General features: G+C 36.5%; 14 protein-coding genes. 7 read left to right on the top strand and 7 right to left on the bottom strand.

Annotation, left to right across the window (positions count from 1 at the left end; translation table 11 throughout):
* Nucleotides 1-38: 38 nt before the first annotated feature.
* Both AB3G38_RS06245 and AB3G38_RS06240 read right to left on the bottom strand, forming a co-directional pair.
* Nucleotides 39-2,414 (bottom strand): outer membrane beta-barrel protein, encoded by a 2,376-nt coding sequence (locus AB3G38_RS06245; RefSeq protein ID WP_367867633.1) that lies wholly within the window; start codon nucleotides 2,412-2,414, stop codon nucleotides 39-41.
* Between the two features lie 152 nt (nucleotides 2,415-2,566).
* Complete coding sequence (locus AB3G38_RS06240) at nucleotides 2,567-3,169, bottom strand: tetratricopeptide repeat protein (RefSeq protein WP_367867632.1); 603 nt, start codon at nucleotides 3,167-3,169, stop codon at nucleotides 2,567-2,569.
* A gap of 232 nt (nucleotides 3,170-3,401) precedes the next feature.
* Between AB3G38_RS06240 and AB3G38_RS06235 the strand changes: the two genes are divergently transcribed.
* Entirely contained in the window at nucleotides 3,402-3,620 is a 219-nt protein-coding gene (locus AB3G38_RS06235; protein WP_367867631.1) for a DUF4287 domain-containing protein, read from the top strand.
* Nucleotides 3,621-4,169, top strand: a complete 549-nt coding sequence (locus AB3G38_RS06230; RefSeq protein ID WP_367867630.1) for a hypothetical protein — start codon at nucleotides 3,621-3,623, stop codon at nucleotides 4,167-4,169.
* A 155-nt stretch (nucleotides 4,170-4,324) separates the two neighbouring features.
* Here the strand turns inward: AB3G38_RS06230 and AB3G38_RS06225 are convergent, their stop codons facing one another.
* Complete coding sequence (locus tag AB3G38_RS06225) at nucleotides 4,325-5,818, bottom strand: serine hydrolase (RefSeq protein ID WP_367867629.1); 1,494 nt, start codon at nucleotides 5,816-5,818, stop codon at nucleotides 4,325-4,327.
* 451 nt (nucleotides 5,819-6,269) lie between these two features.
* On the opposite strand from AB3G38_RS06225, the gene AB3G38_RS06220 reads away from it, so the two are divergent.
* The 3 genes from AB3G38_RS06220 to AB3G38_RS06210 are packed head-to-tail and all read left to right on the top strand — an operon-like array spanning nucleotide 6,270 to nucleotide 11,385.
* Complete coding sequence (locus tag AB3G38_RS06220; RefSeq protein WP_367867628.1) at nucleotides 6,270-7,298, top strand: hypothetical protein; 1,029 nt, start codon at nucleotides 6,270-6,272, stop codon at nucleotides 7,296-7,298.
* Between the two features lie 23 nt (nucleotides 7,299-7,321).
* Nucleotides 7,322-10,042, top strand: a complete 2,721-nt coding sequence (locus tag AB3G38_RS06215; protein ID WP_367867627.1) for a DUF6493 family protein — start codon at nucleotides 7,322-7,324, stop codon at nucleotides 10,040-10,042.
* Complete coding sequence (locus AB3G38_RS06210) at nucleotides 10,039-11,385, top strand: SWIM zinc finger family protein (protein WP_367867626.1); 1,347 nt, start codon at nucleotides 10,039-10,041, stop codon at nucleotides 11,383-11,385. The genes AB3G38_RS06215 and AB3G38_RS06210 overlap by 4 nt, the downstream gene beginning before the upstream one ends.
* 176 nt (nucleotides 11,386-11,561) lie before the next feature.
* On the opposite strand, the gene AB3G38_RS06205 is transcribed toward AB3G38_RS06210, so the two are convergent.
* Nucleotides 11,562-12,113, bottom strand: a complete 552-nt coding sequence (locus tag AB3G38_RS06205) for a hypothetical protein (RefSeq protein ID WP_367867625.1) — start codon at nucleotides 12,111-12,113, stop codon at nucleotides 11,562-11,564.
* A 12-nt stretch (nucleotides 12,114-12,125) separates the two neighbouring features.
* The gene (locus tag AB3G38_RS06200; RefSeq protein WP_367867624.1) at nucleotides 12,126-13,259 is read right to left on the bottom strand and encodes an acyltransferase family protein; all 1,134 of its coding nucleotides are present in this window, start codon (nucleotides 13,257-13,259) and stop codon (nucleotides 12,126-12,128) included.
* Nucleotides 13,260-13,344: 85 nt separating this feature from the next.
* Here AB3G38_RS06200 and AB3G38_RS06195 point away from each other — a divergent pair, with 85 nt between their 5' ends.
* Nucleotides 13,345-13,821 carry a response regulator transcription factor gene (locus tag AB3G38_RS06195; RefSeq protein ID WP_367867623.1) on the top strand — a complete coding sequence of 159 codons (477 nt, stop codon included), beginning with the start codon at nucleotides 13,345-13,347 and terminating at the stop codon, nucleotides 13,819-13,821.
* A 76-nt stretch (nucleotides 13,822-13,897) separates the two neighbouring features.
* Here AB3G38_RS06195 and AB3G38_RS06190 read toward each other — a convergent pair whose 3' ends face one another.
* Nucleotides 13,898-14,293 carry an immunity 22 family protein gene (locus AB3G38_RS06190; protein WP_367867622.1) on the bottom strand — a complete coding sequence of 132 codons (396 nt, stop codon included), beginning with the start codon at nucleotides 14,291-14,293 and terminating at the stop codon, nucleotides 13,898-13,900.
* A gap of 105 nt (nucleotides 14,294-14,398) precedes the next feature.
* The gene (locus AB3G38_RS06185) at nucleotides 14,399-15,163 is read right to left on the bottom strand and encodes a response regulator transcription factor (protein WP_367867621.1); all 765 of its coding nucleotides are present in this window, start codon (nucleotides 15,161-15,163) and stop codon (nucleotides 14,399-14,401) included.
* 94 nt (nucleotides 15,164-15,257) lie between these two features.
* Here AB3G38_RS06185 and AB3G38_RS06180 point away from each other — a divergent pair, with 94 nt between their 5' ends.
* Nucleotides 15,258-15,908, top strand: a complete 651-nt coding sequence (locus tag AB3G38_RS06180) for a DUF1349 domain-containing protein (RefSeq protein WP_367867620.1) — start codon at nucleotides 15,258-15,260, stop codon at nucleotides 15,906-15,908.
* Nucleotides 15,909-16,025: the final 117 nt, after the last annotated feature.

Here is a 16,025-nt window from a genome sequence, read left to right as displayed (position 1 = left end):
TTTGAGATGCCCCCGGTTTTATGGGGGCATTTTTTCTTTTAATTTGTTCTTCTTCTTTCATCCTCATTCCCAGTGCTGCGCTGTTTAACACTCACTTTATCATTTCCAAAGCTATAAGTTAAAGAAAATCTGAAAAACCTGCTGCTGTTATTCTGGCCATAAACCTGTTTTATGCCATTCACTACAGAAGTGTAATCCTTCAGATAAGCCGTATTAAACACATCATTCAAAAGCATGGATAACTGAAGCTTGTTTTTAAAGATGCTTTGCTTAATTCCAAGGTTTAATCCGGATAACTGTCCGGTTTCATACAATCCCCTTTTCACAGAAGAACTGTAAAAATAATCTGCCTGTATTTTGGTAGCCGCACTTAATGAAAATGTATTATTCGTGGTAAAATACAACTGTCCGCTATTTTTTGGCGTTGCCCTCACCAGCGCATTAAAAACACTTTTTGAACCCAGCAGATAAGCTGAGTTTTGACTTTGCCACCATGGGATAACATTCACTGTGTAGCTTTCACCAATTCCATAATAGTATTCTTTGAAATAATTTTGTCTGCTGATGATTTGAATATTTGTCACAGGATCTGAATTAAACACCACCCCAAATCCATCAGTTGTGATATTAAAGAATAAGTTTGTTCTCAGGTTTCCTTTATATACATAAGTAAAATCAAAATTATCATTATAAGAAGGTTGTAAAAATGGATTTCCTTCCGAATAACTCTTGCTATTTAAATAGGCACGGAATGGGTTTAAATCTCTGAAGACCGGCCTGTTAACCCTTCGTCCATAATTGAATAAAAAACTATTATTTTCATCTTTTTTATACGAAAGATAAAAGGTTGGAAATAACCTTAAATAGTTATTCACTGTGGTTTGATCTTTGGTACCTGAATACCCCTTAGTCTGGATATTTTCCATTCTTAAACCGATTTGAAAACTGAACTGGCTACCCAGATTTTTAATCCCGTTTACATAGAATGACTGGTTATTTTCCTGGTATTCAAATTCATTGGATTGATTTTTATCTAAAACAGCGTCTCCACTAATCTTATTGTAATAAGAAAGATCGGCCTTGCTAGTGATAAAACTCATTTTAGCACCATAAGACAGGTTTATGAATTTCAGCGGATGTTCCATATCTACTTTTATACTGGTATTATGAATGTTCTGTTCGGAAAGGTTTATGGCAGACTGATTGGTATTCAGAAAATTCATATCCGGCAAATAAGCGCTGGTTACGAAGTTATTGTCGATTTTTGAACTGTAAATGAAGTAATCAAGATCAACTGATAACTTTCTGCCAGCCGTATCCAGTTTCGTAATCACATGCGCATTGTAAGTATGGCCTGAATTGCTCAGCTTATATAATCCATCATTAATTAAAAGAGAATCAATTTGATGGGTCGTATTTCTGATCTTGATAGTGGTCAGGCTTTTTGAATCCGGATTATCCTGATTCCCCATATATTGTATACCCAGGGTAGTGCGATCAGAAATATCATAATCAAATACCATACCGCCAGAAATATTATGCTGTTGCTGCTTTCCCACCCGGCTTAATTCCCAGAGACCATTTGGATAATAAGTGTTTAAGTTTTCTGTTTCTTTCAGATTTCCCAATTTCCCACCAATATTCATAGCTAACCTGATCTTATTTTTGTTGTACAGGAAATTATCGCGTAAAGTGTAAAAACTATAAGTACTTTGGTCGTAAGTTGTACTGGTCGTGTTTTTCCAGGAATTCAGGGCACCCTTCTTTAATATGATATTAATCAGGCCCCCGTTTCCACCAGCTTCATATTTAGCAGGCGGATTAGTGATCACTTCGACACTGGCAATATCAGTCGCAGCTATGGAGTTCAGATAATTGATCAAATCATCCCCGGTTAATTCAATTAATCTGCCATTCACCATCACACGGGCAGCCCCTTTACCCAATATGCTGATAGCATTATTTAAAACCATTACACCGGGAGCTGCCCCAATTGCACTTACTGCATTACCTCCTGAAGCTGAAATACTATTTTCCACATTAAAGACGATCCGGTCTGTTTTATATTCGACCAGTTTTTTCCTGGCTACAATTTTAACTTCCTGGAGATCTTCCTTTGGCTGTAAAATGATGACTCCTAAATCTGTATCTTTTGCTATCTGTATACTTTTCTCCCAGGCTGTAAACTCCAGGTAACTGATCTTTAATTGATAAGACCCATTCTTTAGCTTCAGTTCAAAAGAGCCGTCTTCTTTAGTTAGCGCTCCTGTAATTACTTTACCTGCGGTATCTGTTAAAATCACATTCGCCCATACAATGGGTTCATTATTTCCTTTGACATTCCCTTTGAGCTGTACTTGTGACTGAGCCCATAATGGTAACATTAACAGGGCATATAAGATGATTGTTTTCATAGGTTTCTAATTATGAATACAAATCTGCGTTTGAAAATCCGCATGCCCGACCGACAAAAAAAAGTCGTACTATTTTTCTGAGCAGAAAATAGTACGACTTTTTTTATTGAAGTACGACTTTTTTTAAATGGCTTGTAATGAGTTGTTTTGATCTATTCGTCGTCCAGTAAAGAAACACAATCTTTTCCAAGCAGTGCTTTACGTTCAGCAAAGCTGGCTAAAGAAGTGGTGTCTTTGATACTTTTATAAAGTGAAGTCAGGATACTTAAAGTTCTTTCATCTGTTTCGCATGCCTCTGCTTTTTCAAAATATTGAATAGTTTTCTGTACCTGAATTTTATAGGCTTTAAAAGCAATTTCATTCAGTGCTGCATTTTTAAGCTTTGCGGATTCACTTACCTTACGGCCCAAAGTATCACATTTCTTTAAATTGATAAATCCCAAAGAAGTATAGGTCACATAATAACCCGGAACCAGTTTAGTTACCTTTTCATAAAGAGGCTCTGCTTTTTCTGGTTTGCCCATAGACTCATAGATTCTGGCCAGATGGAAACTAACATTGGCAACTTGTTTGTCATTCAATTCTGACGAACGTTCCAATAATGAATTAGCTTTCTCAACGGTTAATGCATTTTGATCTTCATTCATTCTTGACTGCGTATAATCAAAGTATAATTCTTTGATATCCTGCTTTTGTGCAAATGCAGTGCTGACCCCAAACAGGAGAAGGAGATTAAGTAGTATTGTTTTTTTCATGGGTATAGGTTTTCAAATATTAACATCTTTATCTTCTAATAAAAACGGTCAAATATGCGATTATTTTAATTTATTATCACGTTAATTATTGTTTTAAATTAAAAATAATTTGTTAATATGGTTGATAATTAATTTAAGATAAACTCTTGAAATCTTTTTTTTGCAAGTTCAGAAATCTTATATTGTCGCAACAAACCCATTATTTGCCATTAAAAAATTAACCTTTAAGCTGATGTCATTTCAAGCATATCTCGATACTATCAAAAAGAAAACTGGTAAAGGCCCTGAGGAATTGAAACAACTTGCAGATCAGAAAGGATTTTCTGAAAACGGAAAACTTAAACCAGAGGTTAAAGCCGGGCAGATTGTAAGCTGGTTAAAAGAAGAGTTTGAATTAGGGCACGGGCATTCAATGGCTGTTTATGCATTACTTAAAGGATTAAAAGAGTAAATGAAGCTTCCATATGAAATTAAAAATGCTGATGAGCTCATTGCTTCAGAAATAGCAATCATCATCAAATCCTGGGAGCAGCAGGAGTGGGATAGCTTAACTGTAGAAGAATTTAAAGAAAAATTCTCCCTTTCTGAATTTCATCTTCTGAAAAATGAGGACGGCAATATATGTTGTTTAACCCACCTGAATTTTGATTTTAAAGTAGAGCTCAAGCATGCTGTATATGATATTTGTGAACTGGTGGGTTTGGTGTCTACAGTGAAACGCCAGGGATATGCCAGACAGCTGCTTCAGGAAGTTGTCAGTAATTTGCAAACCCGGAAAATTGAATGTATTGGTTTTTGTGGAAAGGAACTCAGGCCTTTTTATGAAAAATGTAATATATCCATTTTGTATGATCAGGCTGGATATCTTCGGGAAAAGGTTTCCGACGGGCAAATTGATGCGAACCCGGACGACGATATTTTAATCATTTTTTTATCAGATGATAAGTACAGGTTATTAGAAGACCTAAACGATAATTGTATCGGTTACTTATTATTCTAAGATTTTACAACCTTCATATTAATTATTACAGGATATAGTTCAAATTATTACTGGGTATAGCTGAAATTATTACTGGGTATGGCTGAAATTATTACCGGGTATAGCTGATGGTAATTATTTTTACGCTAATAGGGCAGGGATTAACCTGCCCTGGATTATTTAACTGCCTGAATTGCTTGAATACGATTTGAAGCATTGGTGTTTTTAGGATTGAGCACCAATGATTTTTTATAACTTAATACAGCTGCTTTATAATCACCCATGATTTCGAGGATTTCTCCCAGACTATCATGTGCATTTGCACTTTGCGGGTAAAGAACTGAATTTAATTTAAATATCGCTAAAGCCTTAGCCATTTCTTTCTGGCTTAATAACTTATATCCCCATCCATTGAGATCATCTTCGCCCGGAGAAAATCCCGGATCTTTCTTTTTGAGTTCAGCCACTACAGCAACTGATTTATCGAAACCTTTTTTCAGTAATTCAGTCCTTAATTTTTGAATAGCCGGAGATAAACCAAAACCATTGGTTTCATGCATGTCAGGAATATAGTAGGCGCCTATCTCATCAATAAATCTTTCCGGATTAGCACCCATTAAATTAGTCAGGACGACTATAGAAAGATCATCCTTTAAATAGACGAAGAAAGCAGATCTGCCACCACCAACCGGGCCAACCGCAGGGTGATCAGTTCTGGTCACCGTTGGCCATCCAAGTGCATAACCATTGGTCAGCTGGTCAAACCCGCCAATTTTTCCATTATTTAATACTGCCGGTGTCCATAATGCATCTATACTTTTCTTATCTTTTAATAGCTTGCCATCTTGCAGGGCGATAAGCCATTGTGCCATGTCCTTTGAAGTCGATAAGATTCCTGCGGCTGTTCTGAAAAACAGCGGAAACTGTATATAAGCAGTGCCAGGACTTTTACCTCTCACCATCCGGCCGTTCACAAATTTCTTCATCGTATAAGCACCCGCTGAATTTTGAATCACATCATAGGAATCGCCAAATCGCGTCAACTGCATTCCGGCCGCTTTAAACTGTCTTTCTTCTATAAACTTGGTAAAATGTACACCACTCAGTTTCGTGATAATTTTTCCAAGAATAACATAGCCAGTCTGGTTATAACTGAACTTTTCGCCGGCATTAAATTCCAGCGGTAATGTTTTTACTTTTTCCCATGCACGGCTCTCATGTGCATTTTCCAATACCTGTTCATTGGTGTCAAGAATATCTGGTAAGCCGGAGGTATGGGTTAATACCTGCTGTAAAGTTATTTTCTGCCAGGAAGCCGGCAGGCTGTCTATATAAAGCGAAACAGGATCGGTAATTTTTAGTTTTCCTTCTTCGGCCAGTTGCATCACTGCAACTCCTGTAAAGGCTTTGGTAATGGAGTTGATAGAGAAAATGCTTTCATCTGTTGCAGGAATGGAATTTTCCAGATTTGCCGTTCCATAAGTTTTTTGTTTAATCAGTTGTCCATGACGGACTATGGCCAGCTGTAAAGCAGGAATATGCTGTTGCTGCATTTTTTGTTGAACAAATAGATCAATACTATCAGGTTGATCAGTATGTTGTGCCTTAGACAAAGCAGGGATCAGCATTCCGGAAATTAAAAGCGTTACTGTAAGCTGTTTAAAATTCATTTGGTAAGAGAGGTTTAATATTTCGTAAGAGGGGTTTAATTAAGTCCGGTCATATCCGATTTGATGAACAGGGGATATATAGCATAAGATCAGCATTAACGATTTATGTTACATTTCAGAAACAAAAAAATCCCTGCAAACATAAAATCTGCAGGGATAATCAAGTATTGCTATAAGTTTTATAGCCAGTAATGTTATATAACTATGAACAATATAAAACTCCCAAAGTAATAAATACCCATACTCCAATGTAGAAAAAACCTAAAAGGGCTGTTATTGTGTTATCTTTCATATCTTTTGTATTAGACAGCAAACATAAAAAATTTTTATAAATTATTAGTCTAATCCTATGCATTAATGTGTATTTATATGGTTTCTAAGCTATGCGGTAATATATTTATTTGGTTATCTTCCGCAATGTTTGTAACTGATATTTGAAAAATTAACGATAATGAATAAATCCCTGAAAATAAGCCGTAAAGAATATCTATCCGGTCTGGAAGCTAAGGAAACCGATCCGATCAGCAGATTTTTTGAAAGTACAGCAGGAAAATTAATATCTATGCCATTTATTGCCTTAAGTGACCGGCATGAAATTACAATCAATCAATGTGAAGTAAAAGGTACCAGTTTGAAATTGGTGTATACTACGGGGTATTTTGAACTTCAAAATATAGAGTTGTGTCTTTGTTTACCGCAAGAATGGGAATTGAGGCGTTTCGCTTCTTCTCCACTTATAGAAGAAACTTTTATCGTTGACTTGTTAAAAGAACTTACCCTAAAACTTGAGCGTAAAAAGTCGGCCTTTAAGATCATGGAAGGTCTTTATCTGGACAAGAATAAATCGCCATGGAACAAACTTTCATGGGATGAAGAAATTGAAGGTTTAGTGCTGGTAAACTATAATTGGGATGAAAACCACAAGCCCCAAGAAGACTGGAATGATGAAGAGGAAATCATCACAATCTATACTTTAATGCCGGTGTATAAAACTGAAGTTAAAATTAAAGATCAGCTGAATGAAATATTGATAACTAAACAACAATTGAGATGGGAAGACATTGTCTTTCCTTTAAATAAGAATATAGCTCTCCAGAATCTTCTGAATGATGGCGTGACAGCAAACAATTTGGAGAAAATCCAGCAGGCTGTAACATTGGGTGCAAACATTAACAGAGGATACATTGAAGAGCATTGGCAGATTGGTTTTTATACAAATCAAACTATTCTGGCACGTGCTTTCGATACTGAAAATGTGCCATTGATCAAATATCTGGTTGAGCATGGGGCAGAAGTGCCTGTGAATGCGCTGGCTTATCTGGGAGGCTGGGGGAAACGGGATATCTTTGAATACCTGATTGATAAAGGAGCGGATATCAATGCGGAATTTGCAGAGATGTCGGCATTGGCACGTGCAAAATCTTTTAAAAATATAGCAGGATTTAATGACTTAATCGCTTTAGGCGCGGTTAAAGAATAATTCCAATGCTTAAACTATAAAATATGAATGCAATAAAACAGTATATAAAAAATAAGAATTGGCAGGAGATCTTAAATTACAATAAGAATTTAAATGCGCAGGAACGTGTTCAAATGATTACTTATCTGCATACTTTAGATATTAATGCTGATTTAATGGGTGTATCTTCTGATCAGATCAAAGCCGGGATACAACCTGATTTTTATGATAACCGGGTAAAAATAGAAACTACTTTGAACTTTGCATTTGTTACTTGTACAAGGACAATTGAAGAGCTTAAGCTAACAGAAAGCAATAAAAATGGCTGGGTTCAAAATCCATTGTGGCAGTATTTGAATTCAAGTGTTTTTGGCGCTGAACCTTTATTAGAACTTTATCAGCTATTTCCACCAACCTATCTAAATCAAACGATTAAAGAAGCTTCAAAAGCTCGTTTTCAGCATTTCAATTTCACCATATTATGGGATTTATATACACATGGACTCCTTGTTTTTGAAGAAGAGTTTTTTGTCAGGGCATTATTTACAATTCCCATGTTTAAAAGAAATACACAAGAGGATGCTGATTTCTTAGCGCAGAATCCAGAAGTACTGACAAAGGTTTTTCTTCAGTTTTATAAATATGAGGTTCCGGTTTTAGATACTTCTAAATGGGATACGCCCAATGGGCCTGTCTGTAAAAGAGTGACTGAATTCTGGACAGAAGTATTTCAGCTTCTTTTGGAAAGAGGATATGTATTTAACCGGCTGCTCATTCCACAGCTCATCGAGTCACTTTTGAACAATTGGAAAAAACCGCATCTGGATTGGCATATCCGGTTATTAGAACTATTGAAAACCACTACAGAAGAATATTTAACCTGTCAGAATCTCTTATTTTCTATACTCAATACAGGCAGCATAAGTCTGATCAATTTTGCAGTCAAACAAATTCATTTGCTATACAAAGCCGAAAACTTTGATAAAGCTGGATTTATAGCTAATATTCCTGTTATTTTTTCAAAAGAGAAAGGTGAAAAATCGATTTTGATCAGTTTGGAAATATTGGATTATTTATGGTCCAGACCTGATTACAAAGAGGAAGGGATTACAGAACAACTAGCTTTATTATTGATACAGCCTGATATTAAAATCCAGGAAAAAACTGCATTGATGCTGGTGAAATACGCTGATCAAGAACTTTTAAAGGAACTAGTAATGCCTTACCTGGATAATCTGAAAGAGGGACCTAAAACCATTCTTGGCCTGAATAACTTATCATCAGAGATTAATTCAGAAACTGACAATCTTCCATCAGAAACTGACAATCCTGATCCTGAAAAAGAGATATTACTTGTTCCGGTAAATATCCCGTCAACCTGGGAAGAGCTGCTGTTTCAGGTGGGTGCCTGTATCAGAACAAAATCAGCTTTAGACATAGATCTGTTTTTTGAAGGATTAAATCAGTTACAGGATATAATTCCTTCAGATTTCGAAAAACAGCTGAAACCATATAGTAAACAACTTTTTAATAAGTTCTGGGGAAATGAGGTCATGACTTATTTTACTGAATTTATGGATTACTGGATCAATAAGAAGACAATTCCTAACCAGGAAAGTGAAGTTTTACCATTCCTGAAACATAAATGCTTGTGGATGTGTCAGAAACTAGCCTCCAATAATTTAACTTCCGGTCGTTTAGCTTCCAATACTAAATTACCATTGCTGTCTACACCTACACATGCGCCATTTTATATTCATCCGAAAACCCTTGTTGACCGCTTGCTCCAATATGAAGCTCAAAAAGCAGAAGCAGAACCTGAAGATCTGATTGTAGCCTGTAACAGGTTACTTTATTCTTTAACGGACGAAGAAAGTATCAACTTAGCCAAAACATTAAAAGGCAATTATGCGGCTGCAATTCATTATGCACTGGGCATTGCTGACCGGCCTGAACCAACTGAAGACTTACTGCCGCTTTGGACGCAGATTGCAAGGATAAAACATCCGTCGTCCGCTTTTAATGTATTCGCAAGTACCAGTGCTAAAGACTATCCAACAGTTTGCGCACCTTTCCATCTTGATTTTAGTGTTGAGATTGATAAAAATGAATATGCTACCTGGTACCGTTTAGCATTAGCCGATAACTGGAATGGTGCCTGGTTTTATAAAAAGAGAACTATAACCTATCCACCGTTTTTTTATAACCTGGCTCCATTTAAAACAGGTTACAGAGAAGAGATTCCTTACCAGATGAGTTTGACACCCCAATATCCGGAAGCTTTGTTATGCAGGTATATTCCTGATACTTCAAGCGGAAATGAAGTCGCAGAACTGGAAGATTGCTTGTATCCACTCCAATTTTTACTGAATCATCAGTTAAGAATTTATAATAGCGGGTGGCTATATATTGCAGTCTGTTTATTATTTGAGAAGAAGATTTCCAGAGATTTAGCTGTGGAGTACATTCAGTTTTCAATTTTAGACAAAAAGCAGGATTTAACTCTTTTGGCTGGAATAATCGGAAAATTGATTGCATTGAATTTCTCTCCCGTCAACAGGCTGATAGAATACTTTGATAAGCCGGTGGACTCCATCAAAATTAAAGAATTTCAGCTGCTCATCTTAGAAAGCTGTCTTCAGCATTTTGATGCTGATCAGCTACCTGTAAACAGCAAGAAAATAATTGCTTATTATAAAGACTGGTCAAAATCTCTTCATCGGGAAATTGATACTGATACTTTAGCAAAATTGAAAAGCAAATGATCAGGGAATTTGAATATCACTATAAAAGTGCTTCTACCATAACTACTAAAGGAATTGATAAATCTTTTATCTTTTCTCACTGTTCAGAAGTAGAGAAAGATAATCAGGTACCCTGTTTTTTTTATGGAAATATTATCAATTCATTTATTGCCTCGAAATGTTTAAGTACACTGGCAAAAACTGTTCACGCGCATTTTTCAATTACCCCTGATCAGAGGATAAGTCTTAGAGATCCTATTGTTTCTGTAGGGAATGAGCAGTTACATTTTGAAGCATTTTCTTCCTGCAATAGTGTATACGCAAGGATAGATATACTCAAAGAAGGAATAGATGGGGAATTTATTGAATCAGGCTGTACCAATGTAGATTTTAATGATGCAACTATAAGAGCCTTTAATTCAGTTGGGAGAAATGAAAAACTGCTGATTGCCGTAGGATCAGGAGAAATGCAGGTCGTGACTGAACATACGGCAACCACAGAGCAAAAGGTAAGTTTGCCGGATCGGTGGATCAAAGGATTGGGAAATGTGCAGGTTTATTTAGCTCAGATGAGTTTGATTTTTAAACTGAACAGGATCCAGGCGATACAACTGTTCAGAGGTTTACCAAAAACACCAGTTAAAGCAGATTATTTTCTTTTAAAGTCCGGTCATACTTATCAATTTTCTACGTTGCAAAAGCCCGGTAGTGTCAGGATTGGAGGTATACACAGGCTGAATCTGATCGAAAACTTATTGATGTTTGCTGATGACGTTTCTTTTTACCAAAGCCAGGATCAGCAAAGCACCGCAGTTACTTTGGATTTTAAAGATATTCGTATGTTATTCTTATTATCTGATGGTTTGTACAGAGGCTTTTCGGGAGAAGGGAAGAACCTTGAAAATCTGGCCACTGAAGTTTCTGAAGAATTGATCACCCATATCAATCATCAATTCAAAACGAATGAAATTTTTCAGCCCACACTGATTTCTATAACAAATGATCTCCAATTTAAGACGATGGATACTTTACAGGCCTCACTTTCAAGTATTGGCTTATTAGGTTATGATTTATACACCAACTCTTATTTTTATAGAAAATTACCTTTTAAATTATCCCGGCTTAAAAGCCTGAATCCAAGAATGCAAAATGCCCTTAAGCTGATTAATCAGGGGGATGTTGAGATTTTAGTGCAAGATCAGGATACCCTAAAAGCGGAAGTAAAAGGAAGCTCAGGTGTAGTACATACCGTTTTGGGAAAACAGGGTGTTTTTCAATGTACCTGCAATTGGTTTACTGCACATCAAAATGAAAGAGGTTTGTGCAAACACATTCTCGCCTTAAAAATGAAATTAGCCCGGTAACTATCCGGATTTTTTAAGATGGAGGAGAAATCATTCCCCTGATTTTATTAATTTTTTAATGCCGTACCATTATCTTCTCCCACCGGGCAGCAGATCTGATCGCTGTATCAATGTTTCTCCTAAAACAGTTAATTTTAGCTCATTATCTGTGAAATAACTAAGTGTAAAGAACAGAATTATTTGAGCTGTTTTCTGATCTGTTTTACTTTTGCATAAAAACCTGTACTTTCTTTATCAACCAAAAAATCCATGGTCTGAATAAGCTCTTCTTTAATCCAGCTATGCCTGGTATGGAGATTAGCCAAAATATTCAGACTGTGTGATTTGATAGCCACAGGTACTTTCTCGTCAATCAACCAACTGAAAACGGTATTCACCAGAGGTTCGGTATTAGAGTTGGTCAGGATCTCTTTTAAAGCAGCTGATGCATTCTTTTTGGTCATTAAAGCCAGAATTTTACTGTAATGTCTGCGCGCAGAAAGATTGTTCTGCGCAGGAAACCTGACCAGAAAATAGCTCACATGGGGTAAAAACCTTTCCGGGTACGAAGAAAATATATTTTCTAAAACCCAGGCAGCTCTGAAAGCGATTTGTTCCTCCTGATGAAAAGTTAAATCGATGATTTCTTGTACCGAAAAGTTTTGCTCTGCTGCAATCATAGCCAGTTTTTCGACTTTGCTTTTTTGCAGTGTTGTTTTCAACGTATCGAGCAGCGAGTAAGATAACATAAGTTAAAAATACTATATTTTACAGTGATCAGGATGATTCAATATTTTATCTTTTATGCTGAGAAATGGCAGCTCAACGCAGTATCTCAGGATAACAGCACCTGACAAGCTGGTAGCAATACAAAAAATCAGCATCAGATTACTCTCTTTTTGAAGTCCTGCCTGTGCCAGTAAATTTTGAGTCATATAGATCATGATCTTATGAATCAGATAAATGGAATAAGATAACGTTGCCAGGTGAAAAGTAAATTTTGATTTAAAAGTATAAAGTATACATTTTGGGCAGACAGCTGAAGCTACAATAGCACCGAAAGCCAGCGCTATAAGAGGAAAGCCAAAAATAGAACTGTTAAAGCTATGGGGATCAATGCAGAGAAAACAAGCACTCAAGAGCAACAGCACACCGAACAGGAGCAACCAGTTTGCATATTCGTTTATTCTTTGATAAACCAGCGGATAAAAAGTAAATATCGCTGCAATTCCAACCCCTGTTAACAGGCCGTCCAATCGGTTATAAGTTGGATAGTATATATATTTATACCATAAAACCCAAAAATATTCGCTTGTCAAATGCGGTTCAACCAGCTGATCCCAGCTCCATAATCTGAGTGCGAACCCTAAGATAAAGAGTCCTGCAAAAATATATACAGACTTTTTGCCAAGCTTAAAGTAATTGATCAGCAATACGATCAGCGGCAATATTAAATAGAATTGTTCTTCTATACATAACGACCAGGCATGCGTAAAGGTGCCAGTTTTGCTAAGATCAAGATCCAGATTTAAAGTAAAAGTAAGGTATTGCCAGATTGGGGCAAGATGTTCTCTTTCCCGTACAATAGGCATAGCTATATACAGAATCAATACAACCAGGTAAGCCGGGATGATTCTGAAAACCCGTTTGATAAAAAACTCCTTTAAGGAGAAATTTCTTCCTTTACTGATTGCCCTGAAAATTTGCCCGGCAATCAAAAAACCACTGAGCACAAAAAACAAATCGACACCCATCCATCCCAGTCCAATAATCTCTTCCGGCCAATCCGGATGCCCGAAATTCTGATAATGATAAAAGAAAACTAAGGTAATCGCTAATGCCCTGAGATGATCAGGGCCGGAAAGTTGAACAGGGGCAATAGAACTCGTATGCATTAATTGAGAAAGAAGATATAGTGCGTATCAATTTTTTTTAAATTAATCATTTAAAAGCTAAATCGACTATGTTTTTCCAGACCGTTTGCAGATTTTAGAGGAAATAGCACCCGAAGATCACAAAAATCATATATTCTCTTATCAATCTGTAATCAAAAACAGGTACGGTCAATACGAACACTTTTTGCAACGTAACTGTTTTATTTCAGACGAAGAGCGAAATCCTGTTTATAGTATGGGCATCCTGATTAAAATTAACGATTTGGGGGATTATAGTCCTGTTGTGCAAACCGTTGAGCGAGTGGACACAGACAGCGCAAAGGAAAGTAAAGTCATTTGTAAGAAAGTTTACTATTTAAATAAAGAGGACCAGATTTTTTCCAAACGTGAAAAAGAAGTTTTATTGTGGATGGCTGAAGGTTTAAGCAGTAAGATGATTGCGGATAAGTTATTTGTCAGTGAACATACGGTGATTAATCACCGCAGAAGCATGCAGCAAAAAAGCAATATGCCAAATGCGATTGCACTCGTTGGTTTTGCCATTAAAAGTGGGATTATTTAAGCGATGATGAACCAGCTGTGCAGCAGGAAAAGGTAACCGCGGCCATTAAATTTTTCATGCCGCAGCCTGCCTGAACTTAAGAAGGATTGGTAAAACTGCCCAGATAAACCAGGTTATTATAGCTATTCAATGGTTTTTCTATAGTCAGCTGGTCATCTGCGTAACTAATGATCGCATTAACTAATGGAACTCCTTTTTTTATGCCAGCCTGGTAAATTGCAACTTCTAACTGGTCGTCCCAAATTGGCAGTTCTTCAATAGCACTCTGTATGCTGATTCTTTTTCTGCTATGGTAAACGGTAATCCAGTTGTCATCATAAGCCTTTTCCAGGTTCAGGTCTTTACCAAACTGACTGCGCTGATTAAGGTCTGAATTGTCTTTGATGAATTTAGACTGATCAAAATATTTATCAAACTGCTCTTCCGTCTTATCTGTGGTCCCTGCCCATACGTGAATCTTTTGCTGTGCCATCTTTTTTTTATTAGCTCCGGTTTTTAATAGAGCCTTGCAAGGTAAGGGTTTTGAAAGGTAAATGGTAATTTAGCCCTCATAATTAATTTAATGCCTTTTCAACCATCAGATCAGGTTCATTCTTTCTGCAATGCGGCATGCTTCCAGCGAGTTACTTACCCGTAATTTCTCTAATATATTCTGACGATGTCTGTTGACTGTATTCACGCTGATAGATAACAGATCGGCAAGTTCCTTGCTCATCTTACCTTTTCTGATCAGCTTTAATATCTCTCTTTCACGAACGGATAGTATTTTATTATACTCTTTTTGATCAGGTTTAAATGTAACACCAGTAGCAGAATTGAGGATTACACCAGCTGTTGTGCCTGCTGGAACTTCATCGTGAGAAAGATTATAAAGGCAAAGTGCTAACCACAGACTACCATTTGAGGAGCTGCATACATAAAACATCCGATGTTCTATAGTGCTGTAATTCTCCTCTTTGTTGCGCATCCGGATTTTGCTCTTCACTTGGTAATCAGATCTTTCAGCAATAGGCAGGTTTTTTAATAAGTTGAAAAACTGAAGTTCTAAGAGGTGTTTTTCAACAAGATCATCCGGATGAATCTTGTTGAAAATATCTTCTTCCCAGATGGAATTTATTTCTTTAGCATGAGTGTTTTCATTAAAGCCCAGTTCTTTCGCTACCCTTCCATTATAGATATAACTTTTATTAGCCTCCATATCACTTAATACAGCAAGCGAATTTTCTATTTGTGAATACATGAACGCCATATACTGGTATTGAGCAAGATTTGCCGGTTTATTTAGTTCCTCTCCAAAAGGTTGTTTTAATAATTTTTCATTCAGGGTATTGAGAATATTCATTTAAATATGGTTATTAATCAGCATTGGAGAGCCGTTTACTGGATTTTACATTTGCAGGTAAATATAACGTATGGTTATTAACTCAAAACTAGAAATGAAAAAAATTATTTTATGCATCATTACATTCGTAATCGCGCAAACAGGATTTGCTCAGACTTTAGAAAAAATGCAGTGGTTTAATGAACCGCAAAAATGGGAGATCAAAAACAATGCACTGACCATGTTTGTGACCCCTCAAAGTGATTACTGGAGAATTTCACATTATGGCTTCACTGTTGATGATGCTCCCTTTTATTACAGTACCTATGGTGGCGAATTTGAAGTGAAAGTGAAGATCACCGGAAATTATAAAGTGCGTTTCGATCAGATGGGTTTAATGTTACGTACAGATCATGAGAATTATATCAAAGCAGGAATCGAATTTGTAGATGGCAAATACAATCTAAGCACCGTAGTGACACATAAAACAAGCGATTGGAGTGTAACTACATTGGATAAAACACCTGATTTTGTATGGATAAAAGCAGTAAGAAGATTGGATGCAGTTGAAATATTTTATTCTTATGATGATAAAACTTACGTGATGTTACGCAATGCTTATTTGCAGGATAATAAACCTGTAATGGTTGGATTTATGGCAGCCAGTCCTGATGGAAATGGTTTCAATGCTAAATTTGAAGGTTTTTCGGTTAAACAATTGGCTGATCAGCGAAGATTGGAATGGCTGAAGAAAAACGCAAATTAAGATAGACTTTTTACTGCGTACGGGAAAATCAAAATGAACCCCTGTTAATATGATGTTAGCAGGGGTTTTTGCATTTGTCGCAAATTGCTCCTGATAATGGCGTTATTGCCCCTTATA

It is taken from the genome of Pedobacter sp. WC2423, from assembly GCF_040822065.1.
Lineage (GTDB): Bacteria > Bacteroidota > Bacteroidia > Sphingobacteriales > Sphingobacteriaceae > Pedobacter.
This window is presented reverse-complemented; position numbering and strand designations above follow the sequence as displayed.

What these genes read in the sequence shown, in the direction of transcription:
- AB3G38_RS06245 (WP_367867633.1), bottom strand. Translation starts at nt 2,414, where the DNA reads ATGAAAACAATCATCTTATATGCCCTGTTAATGTTACCATTATGGGCT.
- AB3G38_RS06240 (WP_367867632.1), bottom strand. Translation starts at nt 3,169, where the DNA reads ATGAAAAAAACAATACTACTTAATCTCCTTCTCCTGTTTGGGGTCAGC.
- AB3G38_RS06235 (WP_367867631.1), top strand. Translation starts at nt 3,402, where the DNA reads ATGTCATTTCAAGCATATCTCGATACTATCAAAAAGAAAACTGGTAAA.
- AB3G38_RS06230 (WP_367867630.1), top strand. Translation starts at nt 3,621, where the DNA reads ATGAAGCTTCCATATGAAATTAAAAATGCTGATGAGCTCATTGCTTCA.
- AB3G38_RS06225 (WP_367867629.1), bottom strand. Translation starts at nt 5,818, where the DNA reads ATGAATTTTAAACAGCTTACAGTAACGCTTTTAATTTCCGGAATGCTG.
- AB3G38_RS06220 (WP_367867628.1), top strand. Translation starts at nt 6,270, where the DNA reads ATGAATAAATCCCTGAAAATAAGCCGTAAAGAATATCTATCCGGTCTG.
- AB3G38_RS06215 (WP_367867627.1), top strand. Translation starts at nt 7,322, where the DNA reads ATGAATGCAATAAAACAGTATATAAAAAATAAGAATTGGCAGGAGATC.
- AB3G38_RS06210 (WP_367867626.1), top strand. Translation starts at nt 10,039, where the DNA reads ATGATCAGGGAATTTGAATATCACTATAAAAGTGCTTCTACCATAACT.
- AB3G38_RS06205 (WP_367867625.1), bottom strand. Translation starts at nt 12,113, where the DNA reads ATGTTATCTTACTCGCTGCTCGATACGTTGAAAACAACACTGCAAAAA.
- AB3G38_RS06200 (WP_367867624.1), bottom strand. Translation starts at nt 13,259, where the DNA reads ATGCATACGAGTTCTATTGCCCCTGTTCAACTTTCCGGCCCTGATCAT.
- AB3G38_RS06190 (WP_367867622.1), bottom strand. Translation starts at nt 14,293, where the DNA reads ATGGCACAGCAAAAGATTCACGTATGGGCAGGGACCACAGATAAGACG.
- AB3G38_RS06185 (WP_367867621.1), bottom strand. Translation starts at nt 15,163, where the DNA reads ATGAATATTCTCAATACCCTGAATGAAAAATTATTAAAACAACCTTTT.
- AB3G38_RS06180 (WP_367867620.1), top strand. Translation starts at nt 15,258, where the DNA reads ATGAAAAAAATTATTTTATGCATCATTACATTCGTAATCGCGCAAACA.